Consider the following 16272-nt stretch of genomic DNA (forward strand, 5'->3'; position numbering starts at 1 on the left):
ACAACCTCAGGGCCCCATTCCAAACTTCCCGGGCTGCGCTGCACCACGGGCGGAGTGACTTGTTTTGTCTTTGGAAGTTCGGTCCCGGTGCACAAGAACGCCAACGCGACTAAGGGGATGGAGGAAATGGACAAAATCACACTCAGGGCTGCGTGCTCAGTATTTGCGCTCGCGGTTGCGGCGCCGACCGCCGCCTACGCCAACGACGAACTCATCGAGATGCAGAGCGACCCGAAGAACTGGGTCATGCAGCTCGGCAACTATTCGGCGACGCGCTACAGCGAGCTGGAGGAAATCAACGCGGACAATGTCGGCGACCTGCAGGTGGCCTGGACATTCTCGACGGGTGTGCTGCGCGGCCATGAAGGCGGACCGCTGGTGATCGATGGCGTCATGTATGTGCACACGCCGTTCCCGAACAAGGTCTTCGCCCTCGATCTCAACGACAGCGGGCGGATCATCTGGAGCTACGAGCCGCAGCAGGATCCGAACGTCATTCCGGTGATGTGCTGCGATACCGTCAACCGCGGTGTGGCCTATGGCGACGGTAAGATCATCCTGCATCAGGCGGACACCAACGTGGTGGCGCTGGATGCCGAGACCGGCGAGGAACTCTGGAAGGTTGCCAATGGCGATCCCTCCAAGGGCGAAACCGGCACGATGTCGCCGCTGATCGCCGGCGACAAGGTGCTCGTCGGCAATTCCGGCGGCGAGTTCGGCGTGCAGGGCCACATGACGGCCTACAACCTGGAAACGGGCGAACAGGAATGGCGCGCCTATTCCGTCGGGCCGGACGACCAGATCCTGCTCGACCCGCAAGAGACCACGCATCTCGGCGAGCCGGTGGGCGAGAACTCGAGTGTCGACACCTGGGAAGGCGACCAGTGGCAGCTGGGCGGCGGAACGGTGTGGGGCTGGGTGTCCTACGATCCGGAACTCAACCTCGTCTATTACGGCTCGGGCAACCCGGGGACCTGGAACCCCTCGCAGCGGCCGGGCGACAACAAGTGGTCGATGACGATCTTCGCCCGCGATCTCGACACCGGCATGGCGAAGTGGGTCTATCAGATGACGCCCCACGACGAGTGGGACTATGACGGCGTCAACGAGAACATGCTGGTCGACATCGAGATCGATGGCGAGGAGCGCAAGGTGCTCGTCCACCCCGACCGCAACGGCTTTGCCTATACGCTCGACCGCGAGACGGGCGAACTGCTGGTAGCCGAGAAATACGATCCGGCCGTCAACTGGGCGACCGAAGTCGTGATGGATCCCGAAAGCGAGGAATACGGCCGGCCCCAGGTGGTCGCCGAATACTCCACGGAGCAGAACGGCGTCGACGTCAACTCGGAGGGCATCTGCCCGGCCGCGCTTGGCACGAAGGACCAGCAGCCCTCGTCCTTCTCGCCGGAAACCGGCCTCTTCTACATCCCGACGAACCATGTGTGCATGGATTACGAGCCCTTCCAGGTCTCCTATACGGCAGGTCAGCCCTATGTCGGCGCGACGCTGTCGATGTATCCGGCACCGGATAGCCACGGCGGCATGGGCAACTTCATTGCCTGGGATGCTGCTGCCGGCGAGATCGTCTGGTCCAAGGAAGAGCCGTTCTCGGTCTGGTCGGGCGCTCTGGCGACGGCTGGCGACATCGTGTTCTACGGCACGCTGGAAGGCTATCTGAAGGCCGTCGACATGGAGTCGGGCGAGGAGCTCTACCGCTTCAAGACACCGTCGGGAATCATCGGCAACGTCACCACCTACGAGCATGAAGGCAAGCAGTACATCGCTGTGCTTTCGGGCATCGGCGGTTGGGCCGGCATCGGTCTTGCTGCTGGCCTGACCGAAGGAACCGATGGTCTGGGTGCGGTCGGGGCGTATGCTTCTCTCTCCGACTATACGCAGCTCGGCGGTCAGCTCACCGTATTTGCCCTCCCAGGCGAAGCCGGCGGCGCCAGCGACATGGATGCGGGTGCCGAGGAAGACAGTGACGAATGAGCGGCTTCACGCCGGTCGGACATAGCTGAACGAGACGCGGTCCGGTGACGACCTCACCGGACCGCAAATCACCTTCGGAGCCGCCGCAGATCACGTCGACGGGCCCGATGAGAAAAGACCATCGCGAGGAGTTCATTGAATGCGTTTGATGTCCAAAGCCGCCGTGCTGATCGGTGGAGCCGTCATGCTGTCGCTTGGAGCGGCGGGCGCCCAGGAAGAGGCGGAAGGCGACAATTGGGAGGACAAGCCCTATATCATCGAGGACGGCAAGGTCGACTACGGCGTCTATAATGGCTTTCGGCGCTACCACAACACATGCCACACCTGCCACGGGCCGGACGCGATGGGCAGCACCTTCGCCCCCGCCCTCGTCGAATCCCTCAAGGACATGAGCTACGCCGACTTCACCGAGACCGTGGTAAACGGGCGCCAGTCATCCGGCGCCGGCGGCAGCACGTCCGTCATGCCGTCCTTTGGCGAAAACCCGGACGTGATGCTCTATATCGATCACATCTACGCCTATCTGAAGGCGCGCGCCGACGGCGAGGTCGCTCGCGGGCGTCCGGAACGGCTCGACCCGGAGAACGATCCGGTGTTCCAGGAGTATCAGGAAAGCCAGTAACCTGCGAAAGGCGCTGCCGATGAGACGCACAATCCGCATGCTCGCCGCCGCGATCCTCGTCACGTGGCCGGCTCTTGCATCCGCGCAGACAGACGCACCGCCCCCGCAGAGTGGCGGCGCCCCGGCAACACCCGGCGGCATGGGCGCCGTGGGTGCGATGCAAGGGGGAGGGGCCGGCGCAATGCAGGGCGGCGGTCAGGTCATCTCGCCCCTTGGCGAGATCGTCGACCGCTCGCGCCTCAGGGTCTGCGCCGATCCGGGCAATCTTCCCTATTCGAACGATCGGGGAGAAGGTTTCGAGAACAAGATCGCCGAGCTGGTCGCCGACGAGCTCGGCGTTCCTGTCGAATACACCTGGTTTCCGCAGACCATCGGCTTCGTGCGCATGACGCTTGGGGCTGCGCGGTGCGATGTCGTGATCGGGGTCGCGACGACCAACGAGCTGATGCAGAACACCAATCCCTATTACCGCGCTTCCTACATGATCGTGCACAAGCCCGAGCTCGAGCTTCCATCCGGCGATCTTGCGGACCCCGCCTATCAGTCGCTGAGGATCGGCATCCAGCCGGGAACGCCGGGCGCAACGACAGCGGCGCGCCACGGCCTTCTCGACCAGTCCAAGCACTACCAGCTCGTCGTCGATACGCGGATCGACAAGCCGGCGCGCGACATGGTGCAGGACGTCTCCGACGGCGTGACCGATGCGGCGCTGGTTTGGGGGCCCCTTGCCGGCTACTGGATTCGCGAGATCGATCCCGGTCTTGCCATGGAACCCTTGATGGCGGCGTCGGGCACCGAACGCATCGACTACCGGGTGTCGATGGGCATCCGCTATGGCGAGGACGAGTGGAAGGAGGAACTGAACCAGATCATCCTGCGCAAGAAGCCCGAGATCGACGCGATCCTGCAAAGTTACAATGTGCCCCTGATCAATAATTCCGGCCAGCTCATCATCCCGATGACGCTGCCTGACCGTGCCGATGCGCGCCCGCTTGATGACGCTGTGCCCGAACCGGACGGCTACCGCACCGAAGCCTACGAGGCGCCGGTGCCGCATGGCGTCAAGGGAGCCGACACGGTCGATCTTGCCGGCATGAAGGATCTCTATGATTCCGGCGAGGCGGTGCTGATCGACGTCATGCCGGCGCAGCGAAAGCCGGCAGACCGCCCGGCGGATCAGATCTGGCGCGAGCCGGAGCGCGAGACCATCCGCGGTGCGCACTGGCTCGCCAATTTCGGCTTCGGCGTCCTGGAGAAACGCGAGGAGGCCGCCTTTCGCAGCGAAATCAACCGGCTCGCCCATGACGGCGACGAGGCGCGGACCCTTGCCTTTTTCTGCGAGCCCGACTGCTGGATGTCGTGGAACGCGGCCAAGCGCGCCGTCTCCTATGGCGTCGAGCATGTGGCGTGGTTCCCCGGCGGCGTTGCAGAATGGACGAAGGCCGGCCTGCCGCGTGAGAAGGTGAAGCCATGGCGGCCGGACCCGTCCGTCGCGCTGCGTCACTGATCGGCGCAGCCGGCCACGATCCGCGCATGGCAAAGGCTGCGCCGGGCAACGCCCATGCGACGGGCCAGTGGTCCTCGCGAGCGCCGCGACAGCTGACGCGGCGCCGATTTCTGTGCGTGGCGGGTGCCACCAGCCTTTCCATGTGCCTGTGCGATGGCGCGAGCCTTGCCGCCGAGGCGGATCTTCCGTTTCGTGAGGTGGAGGACGGCGTCTTCGTGCGCTACGGCCTTCAGGAGGCGATGAGCGCGGACAATGGCGGTGCGATCGCCAACATAGGATTCGTCGTCGGCGAAACTGGCGTTGCCGTGATCGATACCGGCACGACGCGCCAGCAGGGCACGGCCTTGCGTGCGGCCGTGGCGCGCGTCACCGATCGGCCGGTCACGCATCTGATCGCCACGCATGTTCACCTCGACCACTGCTTCGGCCATGCCGCTTTCGACGATCTGGAACCGATGAATATCGGCCATCGCCGGCTGGCCGGCGCGCTCGCCGAACGCGGCCCATTCTACCGTGACCAGATCCGAGCGCTGTCGCCCGATTTCGCCGACACCGACTTTCGCCCGCCCGAGGTTGCGGTCGATGACGAAATGGCGATCGACCTCGGCGGCCGGAGGCTGCAACTCAAGGCCTGGCCCGCCGCCCATACCGACACGGACCTGACGGTTTTCGACGAGGCAAGCGGGCTCCTGTGGGCATCCGATCTGCTGTTCGTCGGGCGTCTGCCGACGATCGACGGCAGCCTCAATGGCTGGATAGACGCGATGACGCAGCTGGTTGGCCCGCAGGCTCGCCGGGTCATGCCCGGCCATGGGCCGCTGGTCGATGGGGGCGACCCGGCGATCGAGGCGCAGCGCGCTTATCTCACGACGTTGCGCGATCAGGTTCGCGCCGCGATCGAGGAGGGCCTCGATATCAGCGAGACGGTCGATTTGCTTTCGCGCGACACCCACTCGAATTGGCTATTGTATGGCGAGGGTCATGGGCGCAACGTAACGACGGCCTATGCGGAACTGGAGTGGGAATGATGCGCATCCTTCTGACCGATACGATCCTGCGGCAGCCTCTTCTTGCGCTGGCCGCGCTCTGCCTTCTCGCCGTGCCGGCGGCCGCCGAGGACAGCAAGGCCTGGGACGACATCCGCGCCAGCCTCTTCGGGAGCGACCGCGCGATCCATGACGGGCGGGACGTGATTTCCATGGAAGCGCCCGATCGCGCGCTCGATGCCGCGCTGGTGCCGATCTCCGTCACGGCCGAAATCGATCAGAGCAAGGATCGCTATATCAAGGCGATAACGCTCGTCATCGACGAGAACCCGGCGCCGGTCGTCGGCACGTTCCATCTGTCGCCCGACAACGGCATCGCGGATATCTCCACCCGCGTCAGGGTCAATGCCTACACCAGTGTACGCGCGATCGCGGAGATGAACGATGGTCAGCTCTACATGGCCGAACGGTTCGTCAAGGCCTCCGGCGGCTGCGCCGCGCCGGCCACCAAGGACGCCGAACTGGCGATGCAGCGTCTCGGCCAGATGCGGATGAAGCAGATCGGGACGTGGCGCGAGGGCGAGCCGTCCGAAGTGCAGCTGATGGTCAGCCACCCCAATTACAGCGGGCTGCAGACCGATCAGGTGACGCAGCTGTGGATCCCCGCCCATTATGTGCGCACGCTGGACGTGACGCTGGGCGATCGCCCGGTGCTGCGCTTCGAAGGCGACATCTCGATGAGCGAAAACCCCACGATCCGCTTCTTCGTCGAGCCTGAAGGCGAAGGCGCGTTGACCGCACGCGCCGTCGACACGAAGGACAATGTCTTCGAGGAAAGCTGGCCGATCCGGCTCGAGCCGTCGACGTGAGGGGTCTGTGGCGCAAAGGCGCGGTGCTCGCTCTGGTCCTTGCGGGATTGTCGCCGGCCGCTGCCGACGAGGCGCCGGCCGTCGCCGTCTTCGACTTCGAGCTCTACGACACGAGCCTTGAGGGCGAGATGCGCGGGCCCGACCCCGCGGAAGACGATCGCCTCTTGATGATCACCGATCTCGTTCGCGAGGCTTATCGTGCGCGCGATGCCGTGCTCGTGGACACGGCGGCGCTGCGCGAAAAGCTGTCGACCAGTCCGCGCCTCTATACGTGCCGCGGCTGCGAGACGGCCTACGCCGAGGATCTTGGCGCCGATCTCGCCGTCACTGGCTTCGTGCAGAAGATCTCCACCCTCATCCTGTCGCTCAACATCACGGTGCGCGATGTCGACAGCGGCGAGATCGTCGAGCGGCTGAGTGCGAGCCTGCGCGGCAACACCGACGACAGCTGGGCGCACGGCGCCAACTATCTCATCCGCAACGAACTCTTTGCCGACGGCACGGCGGACGCCTCGGGCGGCTGATCAGGCCTGCAGCAGGCGCGCGTGATGGCGCAGGTGGTCCTCGATGAAGCTCGCCACGAAGAAATAGGAATGATCGTAGCCCGGATGCATGCGCACCTTGGCAGACTGGCCGTTTTCCTTGAGCGCATCGATGAACCGGCTGGTCTGCAATTGCGCGTCCAGGAACGGGTCTGCGCCGCCCTGGTCGATGAGGATCTGGGTGGGAAAGCCGCGGCGGCGCACGAGATGGGTGGCATCGTGCTCCTGCCAAGCGCGTTCGTCCTGCCCCAGATAGGCGGCAAAGGCCTTCCGGCCCCAGGGAACCGCGCTAGGCGCGACGATCGGCGCGAAGGCGGACACCGAGCGGAAGCGGTCGGGGTTGCGCATGGCGATGGTGAGCGCGCCATGCCCGCCCATGGAATGGCCGCAGATGCCCGCCGGTCCCTCACGCACCGCAAATACCGCCTCGATCAGGTCTGGCAGTTCGTGCGCGACATAGGAATACATCCTGAAATTCGTCGCCCAGGGCGCCTGCGTCGCGTCGACGTAAAACCCGGCGCCCTGACCGAGATCGTTGTCGGCGCTGTCCGGCACATCGCCGCCGCGCGGGCTGGTATCGGGGGCCACAACGATGAGGCCCAGTTCGGCGGCCATGCGCTGGGCGCCGGCCTTGACGGTGAAGTTTTCTTCGGTGCAGGTCAGGCCCGACAGATAATAGAGCACAGGAACGTGCCCGCTGCGCGCGCCCGGCGGGACGAAAACGGACAGCTGCATGCGGGTGCCGGTGGTTTCGCTGTGGTGGGCCAGCGTCAACTGTTCGCCGCCGAAACAGGTGGCGCGCGACACGAGCTGGAAGGGGGCGAGGGACGCCCGGCCGGCCGCATCCTGCGACGCGTCGGCAGCGTCGAGGCCGACTGCGCCGGCTCCGGCGACCCATCCTTCGGCGTGTCCGTCCGCCCGCTTGCTGCTTGTGTCCTGAGACTGTCCCATTGCCACACCCCCGGCGCGGGCATCGGCCCGGCCGCATTGCGTCCGACAGCTTGCCCCGAAGCCCTGCGGCAGGCGGGGTCCAGCCCGGCAAGACCATTCTAGGCAGCGTGATTCTCCGGCTAAATAGTCCTTAAGTACTTCGGGACATTCAGCATTGCCGGCACCGGCCGAGCACTGGATCTGCCGCGGCAACCCACACTTTTGACCTATATCGGCCCTTGGCTTCATCGGCCAATATCGGGTTGAGGAGCAAGGCGGGCCGCAATCGACGGTACCGTTCAGTGAGGAGACGGCTTATCCGGCAACGTCCGGTGGGAGGAAAAGTGAAACGTGTCTGGATTGCCGCGGTCTGGATCATGCTGTCCAGCATCGCCGGGGCGCGCGCCATGGATGTGCCAATCGTTTTCATGACCCGCGAGGAAGACGAGCGCCTGCCGCTCTCCTTTGTCGATCCGATCGTCGAGGATCCCGGCGTTTGGGGCGCGCGACTGGCGATCGACGACAACAAGACGACGGGCAGTTTTCTCGGACACAATTACGAGCTGATCGAGGTGGTGCTCGGGCCGGAGGATGACGCCGCCGCGGCGTTCGAGGATGCCTTTTCGGACGGCAGCCGCATCTTCATCTCGGACATGCCGCGCGCCGATCTCATGACGCTTGCCGAGCATCCCGACGCTGGCGAGGCGCTGATCTTCAACGGCCGGGTCGGCGATGATGACCTGCGCACGCAGACCTGCTTCCCGCATGTCTTCCACACCGCGCTCAGCCGATCCATGCGCACCGACGCGCTGATGCAGTTCCTGGTGTGGAAGCGCTGGCCGCGGCTCTACCTCGTTTCCGGCACGCATGAGGACGACGTCGCCTATGCGGACGCGCTGCGCCGTTCGGCGGAGAAGTTCGGCGCGCAGATCGTCGCCGAGGACGATTACGAATACTCCCCCATTTCGCGCCGCACCGACAGCGGCCACGCGCAGATCCAGGATCAGATCCCGCTCGCGACGGAGGGCGGCGGCGAATACGACGTTCTGGTCGTTGCCGACGAGAACGAGATCTTCGGCGAATATCTCCCCTACAACACCTATGCCGCACGGCCCGTCGCCGGCACGCACGGCCTGACGGCGATGTCCTGGCATCGCGTGCAGGAACAGTGGGGCTCGACCCAGATCCAGCGTCGTTTCGAGGAGATCGCCGGGCGGTTCATGGAAGAGCGCGACTATGGCGCCTGGCTCGGCGTGCGCTCGATCGGTGAGGCGGTGACCCGTCTCAACTCGGTCGAGATCGCCGGCATTCGCGAATACCTGCGCGGCGAGGATTTCCAGCTTGGCGGCTTCAAGGGCGTCGGCCTGTCGTTCCGCACCTGGAACCAGCAGATGCGCCAGCCCGTGCTTCTGGTCAACAAGCGCGTGCTGGTCTCGGCCTCGCCGCAGGAGGGCTTCCTGCATGAGCGCACGCCACTCGACAGCCTCGGCTACGACCTGCCGGAAACGGAGTGCCAGCTGGACTAGGACAGATCGTTAGGGAACCGGATTATCAACGACAGGGTGGAGGACAAGGGCATGACGGACAGGATGAAGACGCTTCTCGGCAGTGCCGCGCTCATCGCGGGGACTGTGGCGATGACGCCGGCAAACGCCTTGACGGTGTATGTCTCCAACGAGCAGGGCAACACGCTGAGCGTGATCGACGGGGAGACCCGCGAGGTCATAGAGGAGATACCCGTCGGCAACCGGCCGCGCGGCATCGCGCTCGGCCATGACCACAAGTTTCTCTATATCTGCGCCAGCGACGACGACACCATCCAGGTCATGGACACCGAGACGCTGGAGATCGTCGACACGCTGCCATCGGGACCCGATCCGGAGCTTCTGGTGATCGCACCGGCCGGCGACCGGCTCTATGTCGCCAACGAGGACGACAACCTCGTCACCGTGGTCGATCTCGAAACCCGCGAGATGATCACCGAAGTGCCCGTCGGCGTGGAGCCGGAAGGCATGGGCGTCAGCCCCGACGGCAAGATGGTGGTCAACACGTCCGAAACGACGAACATGGCCCACTTCATCAACACCGACACCTATGAGGTGAGCGGCAACGTGTTGGTCGGCCAGCGCCCGCGCATCGCCGAATTCACCTCCGATGGGTCCGAGGTCTGGGTCAGCGCCGAGATCGGCGGCACGGTCAGCGTCATCGATCCGCAGGCCCAGGAGGTCATTCACGAGATCTCCTTCGAGGTGGCAGGCGTCGAGCCCGAGGCGCTGCAGCCCGTCGGCGTCAAGATTCTCGACGATCGCAGCAAGGCCTATGTCGCGCTCGGACCGTCGAACCGCGTCGCGGTGATTGACGCGCAGAGCTACGAGGTGTTGGACTACATTCTGGTCGGCCAGCGCGTCTGGCAGCTTGAACTGACGCCCGACGAGACGACGCTCTATACGTCGAACGGTGTCAGCAACGATGTGACGCTGATCGACACCGAAAGCGACACGGCGATCGAATCCATCCCCGTCGGCAGTTTCCCCTGGGGCATTGCGATCAAGCCGTGATGCCGCCCGCAGGGAAGCGTTTCGATCGTTCGATCGGAGGAGACCCGTCATGACACTGAAACGCGCCGGATCGACACCATCGCGCTGCGCCCGAAAGGGCGTGGCGCCGCGTGAAATAGCCTCGCGATGGGCGGTCATGTTCGGGGCCGCCTCACTCGTCGCCATGGCCGGCGTCTTCGGCCCGGCAGCGTCGGGCCCGGCACATGCCGCCAGCAGCGAGAATCCCGACTGGCCGTGCATCCAGCGCCTCGTGCCGCGCATCTCGTCCGCCCAGGTATGGGCTGGACCGGAGCTGAAACCGGAGGATTGGCTGCGCGATCAGGACGTTCGCGAGGTCGCCACACAGATCGCCGCGCGGCGCCTGTCCGTCGAAGAGGCATCCGACCTCATCGCCGAATTCGCAGAGGCGCAGCCCGAGGCGGAGCGCAACGCCAAGCTGACGGCGCTTTTCGGCCGCACGCTCGAGATCATCAACGGCGATCGTGGCTCGCTCATCGCCGGCATCGGCCGGTTCGCCGAAAGCCAGCGCCAGCGGGCCGAACGCATTCGCTCCGCGCGCGTCGCCGCCCAGTCGGAGGCAGGCGCGCAGAGCGACACGCAAAGCCTGCCGCAGAACCTGGCGATGGACATCCGCATCTATCAGGAACGCCGCCAGGCGCTGACCTATCTGTGCGAGCAACCGGTCCTGCTCGACCAGCGCGCTTTCGCGCTTGGCCGTGCGATCAACAGTCATATGGTGCGAGAATGATGCCGCTCTTCAACCGTGTCGCCGCGCTGACGCTTCTGGCGCTGTCGTTGCTTGCCGTGCCGGCGCTCGCCATGGACGACACCAGCCGCGAGGATCTCGTAGAGGGTTCGGCCGGCGAAGCGCTCTATGGTGAGCGTCAGCTCGAAACGCTGCCGGACGCGGGCGAGCTTGTCTTCGACTACGAGATGGACGGCTCGATCCTCGATGCGCCCTATCGGGACGAGGTGCGGCTGGCGTTCCGCCGGGTTGCGGACGAGGAGGGCGAGGGGACGCATTTCACGTTCGACATCTCGCTCTTTCCGAAGACGCGGGTGCTCAATCTGCCGACGGTGACCGCCGAGAGCATCAACCCGATCTTTCTCGTCTTCTTCCAGCGCGACGCCAACATGATGAGCCGAAACACCGGCGGCAGCGTCCACTATTTCCGCAACGCCGTGCGCACGACGCTGAACCAGCCGGGCGAGGTGCGCGATGTCGAAGTGGCGGCCGGTGACAAGGACGCGGTAGACGCCACACAGGTGCGTTTCACGCCGTTCGGCGACGCGGTCGAGGATCGGCGGATGGCCGCCTTTGCGCAGAAGGCGTATACCATCACGGTGAGCGACGACGTTCCCGGCGGCGTCGTGGAACTGACCAATGTCGTTCCGGAGGACGACGGGTCCGGCGTCAAGCTGCGCGAGACCTACCGCTTCAGGGAGTTGATCGAATGAGACGGGGTATCGCCATCGCACTGATCGCGGCCGCGGCCTTTGCGGGTCCGGGCGCGGCGCGCGCGGCCAACGGTTATCCAACGGAGGTGATTGCCGATTATGTTCTCGGCTGCATGGCCGCCAACGGCCAGAATGCGGAATCGCTGCGGCGCTGTTCCTGCAGCATCGATGTGGTATCGTCGCTTCTGACCTATGACGACTATGCGGAAGCCGAAACGGTGCTGCGGATGCGTCAGGTCCATGGCGGCGGCGAGAAGATGATGGTCTTCCGCGAGACCCCCGCGGCGCAGACGAAAGTGGATCGCCTGCGCCAGAGCCAGGTCGAGGCCGAGGTGCGCTGTTTCTATTGAGCGGCGCGCATGGTCCGCGGCAAGGCCGCCATGCTTGGCGCGGAGGAGACTTTGAACGGCAAGGCGGGATTGTTGACGGCGGCGCCAGGCGGGACGATGGTTTCCCGTCGCTTCGCCTATGCGGCCTTCAGGGAGCGCGCATGGCCGTGAGCGAAAACCGTGCGTCCGGCGCCATCGGCATTAAGGCACTGCGCAAGGCATGGTCCGGTGCGCGAAACCCTGCGCATGTGCTGAAGGATCTCATCGCCGGCATATCGGTGGGCGATCCGGCGATGATCGCACTGTTCGTTTCGTCGTCGCTGCCTTACGAGGAAATCGTCGGGCCGCTCTCGGCCGCCTTTCCCGGCGTCCCGCTGGTCGGCTGCACCACCGCCGGCAGCCTGACGGAAGACTGCTACGAGGCCGGCGGCGCCATAGCCATCGCCTTCGATCGGTCGGCCTTCTCGTTCGAAGTCGCGCTTTTGACGAACCTTCGGCAGTATTCCGTCGCGCGCGGCGTCGAGCAGATCGAAACGGCCTATTTCCGGCTGCTGCGCGAGCTCGACCAGGATCGCTCCAGTCTTTTCGCCATGCTGCTCGTCGATGGGCTTTCGCGACGCGAGGAGGAGATCGCCGCGAGCGCCTATGCCGCGCTCGACGAAGTGCCCGTCTTCGGCGCATCGGCCGGCGACAACCTGCATTTCGATACGACGCAGATCTTCCACAACGGCTCGATCCTGGAGGACACGGCGCTCGTCGTCATCGGCGCCTCCAACCGCATGCTCGAAGTTTTCAAGTTCGAGCATTTCCGGCCGATGGAGGAGAAGCTGGTGATCACCTCCGCCGATCCGGAGCGGCGCGTCGTGCATACGATCAACGCCGAACCCGCTGCGGAGGAGTATGCGCGCCTCATCGGCGTTGCGCCAGACCAGCTGACGCCGGAACTCTTCGCCGCCAACCCGCTTCTGGCCCGCATCCGCGGCGACTACCATGTGCGCGCGATTCAGAAATCGGACGCCAGCGGGGCACTGCATTTCTTCTGTGCCGTCGATGAAGGCATCGTGCTCACACGCGCGGCGCCGGAGGACATGCGCGACAATCTCGTCGACAACATGGAGCAGATTGCCGACCGTCTCGGGGACCTTGAGCTGGTGCTCTGCTTCGACTGCATCCTGCGGCGCCTGGAGGCCGAGCGCCTCGGGATCACGAGCGATCTCCTGCCGATCTTCGACCGCTACCGGATGATCGGCTTCAACACCTATGGCGAGCAGTTCCGCTTTCTGCATCTGAGCCAGACGCTGACGGGGCTCGCGATCGGGGCGGCGCCATGACCGTGCCGCCGAGCGGGACCGAGACGCGCGAGGCGCTGGAGGCGGAGGTGCTGCGCCTGCGCCGGGAAAACGAGAAGCTGACGACGATCCGCGATGCCCTGATTGCCCAGGTCGACCGCAACAACGATCTGTCCGGCCGCGCCTTCAACATCGTCCGGCCGATCCTGGAGGTGGAAGGCAACGTCGAAAAGCGCATCCAGCGCCTGGCGCGGGCGATGAGCGAGGCCAAGATCGCCCGCCGCCAGTTGCAGCAGGCGATCGATTCCATCGGCGAGGGCTTCATCCTCTACGATCAGGACGACCGGATCGTCTTGTGCAACCGCACCTATCGCCAGATCTTCCCCGAACTTGAGAAGCAGTTGCGGCCGGGCACGCATTTCAAGGAGATCATCGAACGAGCCGCCAAGATCGGCGTCATCGTCGAAGCGGTGACCGATCCGGAAGCCTGGATCGCATCGCGCGAGACCAGCCACAGCCAGCAGCGCTGTCAGTTCCAGCAGCTCTTGAGCGACGGTCGCTGGATACAGATCAGCGAGCAGGCGACGGAGGAAGGCGGCAAGGTCACGATCGTCAGCGACATCACGCCGTTCAAGCGTCTGGAGGAAACGCGGCGGCTGACCCAGCTTGCCTCGCAGTCCGACGTCTTGGCAACGACGATCGCCAGCATCGCGCAGGGCGTCATCGTCTTCGATCGCGACTTCGGTTTCGTCGCCTGGAATTCGCAGGCGGCGATGCTGACGAACCTTCCCTATGTCGACATGCACGCCGGCACGAATGTGCGCGACCTTTTCCGCCTCATGCTGCGCCATGGCGCCCGGATCGCCCGCGAGAGACGCCGCGACGCGCTGGAGTGGATCGCCCATGTGCGGCGCCGGCCACCGCTGCGGCTCGAAATCTCCTATCCCGGCGGGCGCACGGTCTCGGCCAATTTCCGCACCATGCCGGACGACGGTTTCGTCGTGACGCTGACCGACGTCTCGACCCAGTTCGAGGCGGCGCGGATGCTGGAGCGCAGCAAGGAGGAACTGGAAAAGCGCGTCGGTGAACGCACGCGCGAACTGGTGCGGCTCAACGAGGTGCTGCACGACGAGGTGCGCCGCCACGAGTTGACCGCCGCGGATCTGGAACTGACGCGGCGAGCGGCCGAAGCGGCGAACCTGTCGAAGACGCAGTTCCTGGCGGCGGCAAGCCACGACCTGCTGCAGCCGCTGAACGCCGCAAGGCTCTATCTCTTCGCACTGGAAAGCGCCGGCTCGGCAAGCGCACAATCGGGTGAACTGATCGAGGGCATCGCGCAGGCGCTGCAGTCGACCGAAGGAATCCTATCGACGCTGCTCGACATATCGAAGATGGACACGGGCGGCTATCAGCCGAAATGCACCGAAATCGTGCTCGCCGACCTGTTCGACACGCTCAAGATCGAGTTCGACGCGCTGGCGGCCGACCGCGGCATCGCGTTGCGCATCGTGCCGACATCGGCGATCGTCCATACCGATGCGCATCTGCTGCGCCGTATCGTGCAGAACTTTCTTTCCAACGCCATCAAGTACACGGAGACCGGCTCGATCCTGCTCGGCGTGCGGCGAAGGGGCCCGGCGCTTTCGATCGAGGTGCATGACACCGGTCCGGGCATCGCGCTGGCCGATCGCCAGGCGATCTTCCAGGAATTCAAGCGCGCCGCGCCGGCCGCCTCGCGCGCCTCCGGCGTCGGGCTCGGCCTTGCGATCGCCCAGCGCGCCGCCGACCTGCTTCATCATACGATCACGCTGCAATCGGAGGTCGGACGGGGCTCGTGCTTCGCACTGCAGCTGCCGGCCAGCGGGCGCGTTGCCGGTCGCGCGGCGGGGTCGCGCCGAAAGGCCGCGCACCAGCCGCCGGAGCCGCGCGCCGCCGACACGGGAGGACGGCAGATCATCGTTCTGGAGAACGATGAGACGGTCGCCCACGCCATGACGACACTGCTCGATCACTGGCAGTTCGAAAGCGTGCTCGCCGCGTCCTTCCCCGCTCTGGAAGCGCTTCTGGCAGAACGGGAGCTTTCGCCGCGCGCCATCATCGCCGATCTCCATCTCAATGGTGCGGTGGACGGCATTGAAGCGATCATCGCGCTGCGCAGAATGCTCGACCGCGACGTGCCGGGCATTCTCATCACGGCGGACCAGTCGCGCGCGGTGCGCGAGCGGGCGCGCCAGGCGGCCATCGAATATTTCTCCAAGCCGGTCAAGCCGGCGCAGCTTCGGGCGTATCTCGCGCATCTGTCGCTCGGCGCGACAGACCCCGTCAGGCGTTGAGCGCCTGATCGAAGACCCCGCGCTGTGCCATCAGCACGGCCTGCATGCGCGAGGGCACCTCGAATTTGCGCAGGATTGCCGAGACGTGCCCCTTGACGGTGGATTCGGAAATCGAGAGCTCATAGGCGATCTGCTTGTTGAGCAGACCCTCGCCCAGCATGCGCAGCACGGTGCGCTGCTGCGGTGTAAGGCTCTCCAGCGCATGGGCGATATGGTCGGCGTCCTCGCCATCCTCGCCGGCCGGACCGTCGCATTCCTCGATATCGAAGGCCGATCCGCCTTCCAGTACGCCGCGCACGGCGCTGATGATGTCCGGGGCACTGGCCTTCTTGCTGAGAAAGCCGAGCGCGCCGCGGGCGCGCACCATGTCCACCAGGCGGGCGTCGTCGAGCCCCGATAATACGATCACCGGCAGGCGGGGCGCTGCCCGGCGCAGCCGCATCAAGCCGTCGAGCCCGTTGACATCCGGCAGCTTCAGATCGAGCAGCACGAGATCGATATCCGGTTCGCGGCCGATTGCATTGACCGCCTCGCCGGCCGAATGGGCCTGGCGCAGCGTGCAGTCCGGGATCGCGCTTTTCAATGTCGCCTCAAGCGCCGAACACACCAATGGATGGTCATCGACAATCAAGATCAGCATCGCGTCATCCTCCTCCGACAACGTGGTCCTGAAACGCCGCCCGACCGGTCCATCGCTCCGCTCGCCCGCACGAAAGTGCCAAGCCTTCTCCCCGAAGCGCCGATCGGCAACGCCAACGACAGATTAGTCGCGCCCCGCCGTGATGCAATGACTTTATGCGTCAGTGGCGGCCGCCGGACTTGGACCAAGATCCATGCCGGCTCTGAGATCGGGT

The 16272-nt window shown here is 65.2% G+C and carries 16 protein-coding genes; 14 read left to right on the top strand and 2 right to left on the bottom strand.

Features of this window, described 5'->3' with window-relative positions; translation table 11 throughout:
- Positions 1 to 126: 126 nt before the first annotated feature.
- The 6 genes from CN673_RS16590 (at position 127) to CN673_RS16615 (ending at position 6503) form a co-directional block, all read left to right on the top strand.
- Positions 127 to 1995: a methanol/ethanol family PQQ-dependent dehydrogenase gene (locus CN673_RS16590; RefSeq protein ID WP_099867668.1), complete on the top strand. Its 1869-nt coding sequence runs from the start codon at positions 127 to 129 to the stop codon at positions 1993 to 1995.
- Positions 1996 to 2134: 139 nt separating this feature from the next.
- Positions 2135 to 2617, top strand: coding sequence for a c-type cytochrome (locus CN673_RS16595; RefSeq protein WP_114149045.1), 483 nt, complete (start codon positions 2135 to 2137; stop codon positions 2615 to 2617).
- A 19-nt stretch (positions 2618 to 2636) separates the two neighbouring features.
- Entirely contained in the window at positions 2637 to 4124 is a 1488-nt protein-coding gene (locus tag CN673_RS16600) for a quinoprotein dehydrogenase-associated putative ABC transporter substrate-binding protein (protein ID WP_099867517.1), read from the top strand.
- Positions 4088 to 5152, top strand: coding sequence for a quinoprotein relay system zinc metallohydrolase 2 (locus CN673_RS16605; RefSeq protein WP_099867518.1), 1065 nt, complete (start codon positions 4088 to 4090; stop codon positions 5150 to 5152). Before CN673_RS16600 ends, CN673_RS16605 begins: the two co-directional genes overlap by 37 nt.
- A complete protein-coding gene (locus CN673_RS16610; RefSeq protein ID WP_099867519.1) occupies positions 5149 to 5979 on the top strand; it encodes a quinoprotein dehydrogenase-associated SoxYZ-like carrier in 831 nt (276 codons plus the stop codon). The genes CN673_RS16605 and CN673_RS16610 overlap by 4 nt, the downstream gene beginning before the upstream one ends.
- Positions 5976 to 6503 carry a DUF3280 domain-containing protein gene (locus tag CN673_RS16615; protein ID WP_245409965.1) on the top strand — a complete coding sequence of 176 codons (528 nt, stop codon included), beginning with the start codon at positions 5976 to 5978 and terminating at the stop codon, positions 6501 to 6503. Before CN673_RS16610 ends, CN673_RS16615 begins: the two co-directional genes overlap by 4 nt.
- On the opposite strand, the gene fghA is transcribed toward CN673_RS16615, so the two are convergent.
- Positions 6504 to 7472, bottom strand: a complete 969-nt coding sequence (gene fghA / locus CN673_RS16620; RefSeq protein WP_099867520.1) for an S-formylglutathione hydrolase — start codon at positions 7470 to 7472, stop codon at positions 6504 to 6506. It lies immediately after the preceding gene.
- Positions 7473 to 7795: 323 nt separating this feature from the next.
- Here fghA and CN673_RS16625 point away from each other — a divergent pair, with 323 nt between their 5' ends.
- From CN673_RS16625 to CN673_RS16655, 8 genes are read left to right on the top strand one after another with little or no spacing between them, the layout of a single operon-like run.
- On the top strand, positions 7796 to 8977 hold the full coding sequence (locus tag CN673_RS16625) for a lanthanide ABC transporter ABC transporter substrate-binding protein PedA1 (RefSeq protein ID WP_157928929.1): 1182 nt from the start codon (positions 7796 to 7798) through the stop codon (positions 8975 to 8977).
- Between the two features lie 51 nt (positions 8978 to 9028).
- Positions 9029 to 10009: a PQQ-dependent catabolism-associated beta-propeller protein gene (locus CN673_RS16630; RefSeq protein ID WP_370853065.1), complete on the top strand. Its 981-nt coding sequence runs from the start codon at positions 9029 to 9031 to the stop codon at positions 10007 to 10009.
- Positions 10010 to 10058: 49 nt separating this feature from the next.
- Positions 10059 to 10757, top strand: a complete 699-nt coding sequence (locus CN673_RS16635) for a hypothetical protein (RefSeq protein WP_099867522.1) — start codon at positions 10059 to 10061, stop codon at positions 10755 to 10757.
- Complete coding sequence (locus CN673_RS16640; RefSeq protein ID WP_099867523.1) at positions 10754 to 11467, top strand: hypothetical protein; 714 nt, start codon at positions 10754 to 10756, stop codon at positions 11465 to 11467. The genes CN673_RS16635 and CN673_RS16640 overlap by 4 nt, the downstream gene beginning before the upstream one ends.
- On the top strand, positions 11464 to 11817 hold the full coding sequence (locus CN673_RS16645; RefSeq protein WP_099867524.1) for a hypothetical protein: 354 nt from the start codon (positions 11464 to 11466) through the stop codon (positions 11815 to 11817). The genes CN673_RS16640 and CN673_RS16645 overlap by 4 nt, the downstream gene beginning before the upstream one ends.
- A gap of 9 nt (positions 11818 to 11826) precedes the next feature.
- Complete coding sequence (locus CN673_RS20940; RefSeq protein WP_157928930.1) at positions 11827 to 11967, top strand: hypothetical protein; 141 nt, start codon at positions 11827 to 11829, stop codon at positions 11965 to 11967.
- Positions 11958 to 13127: an FIST N-terminal domain-containing protein gene (locus tag CN673_RS16650; RefSeq protein WP_099867525.1), complete on the top strand. Its 1170-nt coding sequence runs from the start codon at positions 11958 to 11960 to the stop codon at positions 13125 to 13127. Before CN673_RS20940 ends, CN673_RS16650 begins: the two co-directional genes overlap by 10 nt.
- The gene (locus CN673_RS16655; protein WP_099867526.1) at positions 13124 to 15418 is read left to right on the top strand and encodes a hybrid sensor histidine kinase/response regulator; all 2295 of its coding nucleotides are present in this window, start codon (positions 13124 to 13126) and stop codon (positions 15416 to 15418) included. The genes CN673_RS16650 and CN673_RS16655 overlap by 4 nt, the downstream gene beginning before the upstream one ends.
- On the opposite strand, the gene CN673_RS16660 is transcribed toward CN673_RS16655, so the two are convergent.
- Positions 15408 to 16058 (bottom strand): response regulator transcription factor, encoded by a 651-nt coding sequence (locus tag CN673_RS16660; RefSeq protein ID WP_157928931.1) that lies wholly within the window; start codon positions 16056 to 16058, stop codon positions 15408 to 15410. The genes CN673_RS16655 and CN673_RS16660 overlap by 11 nt on opposite strands.
- Positions 16059 to 16272: the final 214 nt, after the last annotated feature.

The sequence above is a fragment of the Neopararhizobium haloflavum genome (assembly GCF_002750855.1).
GTDB lineage: Bacteria > Pseudomonadota > Alphaproteobacteria > Rhizobiales > Rhizobiaceae > Georhizobium > Georhizobium haloflavum.